Annotated in this window: 3 protein-coding genes; all 3 read right to left on the minus strand. The window is 64.4% G+C overall.

The window, feature by feature from the left end; all coding sequences use genetic code 11:
* Positions 1-73: 73 nt before the first annotated feature.
* Positions 74-355, minus strand: coding sequence for a DUF4212 domain-containing protein (locus AAGI46_16980; protein ID MEM1013902.1), 282 nt, complete (start codon positions 353-355; stop codon positions 74-76).
* Between the two features lie 33 nt (positions 356-388).
* Positions 389-1636: a porin gene (locus AAGI46_16985; GenBank protein ID MEM1013903.1), complete on the minus strand. Its 1248-nt coding sequence runs from the start codon at positions 1634-1636 to the stop codon at positions 389-391.
* 186 nt (positions 1637-1822) lie between these two features.
* The coding region (locus AAGI46_16990) for a type II/IV secretion system protein (protein MEM1013904.1) at positions 1823-2086 on the minus strand (264 nt) is incomplete at its 5' end.

The following is a 2086-nucleotide window of genomic DNA, read 5'->3' on the forward strand; positions in this document are numbered from 1 at the left end:
GATCGCGATGCCGAGATAGATCGCGAATGAGAAGCCGACGATCAGGAAGGTCCAGGCTTGCACATCCATTGGGTCAATCCTCCCTGAAGCCGAAGCGGCGATCGAGCTTGTTCATCAGCACGACGTAGACGGCGATGAGCGCGACGAAGACGTAGATCGAGCCCTGCTGCGCGAACCAGAAGCCGAGCTTCGCGCCGCCGAGGCGGTACTCATTGAGCTGATCGACGAAGAGGATGCCGCAGCCGTAGCTGACGGCGAACCAGATGCCGAGCAGCACGGTCAAGTACTTGATGTTGGTCTTCCAGTACCGCTGCGCCGCGGACGGGCCTGTGTCTTGCGTTGGATCGTTTGGCATCGCGTGTCCTTTGCTGCGGCGTGCGTGAACGGTTCAGAAGACGAACTGGAGCTGGAGGCGCACCGACAGCTGTCCGCCGTCGGAGTCGAGCAGGCCCGTGCCGGGGTTCGGGCCGAAGCCGACAACGGTGGTGTCGTCCGGCGACTGGAAGAAGTACTGCACATCGCCGGTGAGCTTGAGCGCGTGGCCCGCGATGTACCAGTTTGCGCCGGCGAGCACCTCGTGGAACGGGTCGTCGCCCGGCGCGTCGGAATCGGGCACGAGCACGGTGTAGCGGCCGAATGTTTCGACGTTCTCCGACACGAACATGCCGGCCTGCGCGAGCGCGCCGAGGTCGATTTCGTCGCCGCCGCCGGGGAACTCGATGTGCCGGATGACGGCCGCGCCGAACAGGTTGTAGCCCGGCGCTTCGTAGCTAATGTCGACGGTTCCCTGAGTGAGGTTGTTGATCTCGGTGCCGAACAACGAGCGGGTCTCGCCCTGCCAATGGGTTGCCGCGCCGAGCAGCAGGCCCGGCTCCTCTGTGCCGAGGCTGGTCAGATCGGTGAAGTCGGCTTTGTTGCCGAAGAGCGCCGACTCCAGCCGAACGGTCACCGCGCCGGCCTCGGACTCGGTGTCAGTGGATAGTGGGCCCGCGGGAGCGAACGGCGAGTTCAGGCTGCGCAAGCCATCTGAATACGCAATCTCGAAGAGCGTTTGCCCCGTGAAGTACGAGAGCTTGACGCCCTGGCCGTAGATCGAAGCGAAGTCGATCGCGAGCGTGGAGCGTTCCACGGGCTGGATGAAGCGTTCGCTGACGAGCCACTCGCGCCAGAACGGCAGCTTGAACTGGCCGCCGGTAATCGACCAGCCATCGCCGATGACTTCGGACAGGTCCTGCTTGATCCAGGCATCGAGCAGACCGAACGTGCCGTTGCGGCCCGCGGAAGGCAGGATGAGAAACGTCGTGCCGTCGGCGACCTGGCCGGAGAAGACAAGCCGCGTGCGCTCGACCTGGAAGCCCGATTCGAACGTGTCCTGCGTCGGGGTGTCGTCGACGAAGTTAGCGTAGTAGCGGATCTGGGCGTAGCCGCCGATGTTGAGCCGCTTGGTACCGTCGGCGGACTGGATGAAGAACCGGCCGTCGTGCCCGGATTGGTTGGCCCGGAGCAGCGATCGCCGCTCGGCATCGGCGAACAGGTCGGCCTGGCGCGTGGGCAGCAGCGGGTCCGGCTGCCGATCCTGCCCACACGCCAACCCACCCACGCCGGCAGCACACGCCGCGACGAACACACAAATCATTTGACGCACGATCCACCCTTTCCGATAGAGCCTCTCGCTCGACGGCTATGACAGTCGAGAAACTCATCGAAATCTACTCTTTGAGTGGCAGTATGCCGGGTGGCGCGTTCCTACGCAAGGGCGTCGGTCCGCATCGTGCAAACACGGGTAACTGATGGCAGTCTGTTTGGATTAAGCGGTTCGGGCTTAATCCGACGTCACACGCAGTACCTCGGCGACCGTGGTCAGGCCCTCGGCGACCTTGGCCATGCCGTCCTGGCGGAGGCTGTGCATGCCGCGCTCGAGGCACATCCGGCGGAACTCGGACACGTTTGGGTTCCGGGCGATCACGTCGCGCAGCTGGTCGTCGACCGCCAGCAGCTCGTAGATGCCGACCCGGCCCGAGTAGCCGCCCTGGCGGCACTTCTCGCAGCCGACGGGCATGTAGACCTGCTGGCCGATGATGCCCGA

Source organism: Planctomycetota bacterium, assembly GCA_038746835.1.
Taxonomy (GTDB): domain Bacteria; phylum Planctomycetota; class Phycisphaerae; order Tepidisphaerales; family Tepidisphaeraceae; genus JBCDKH01.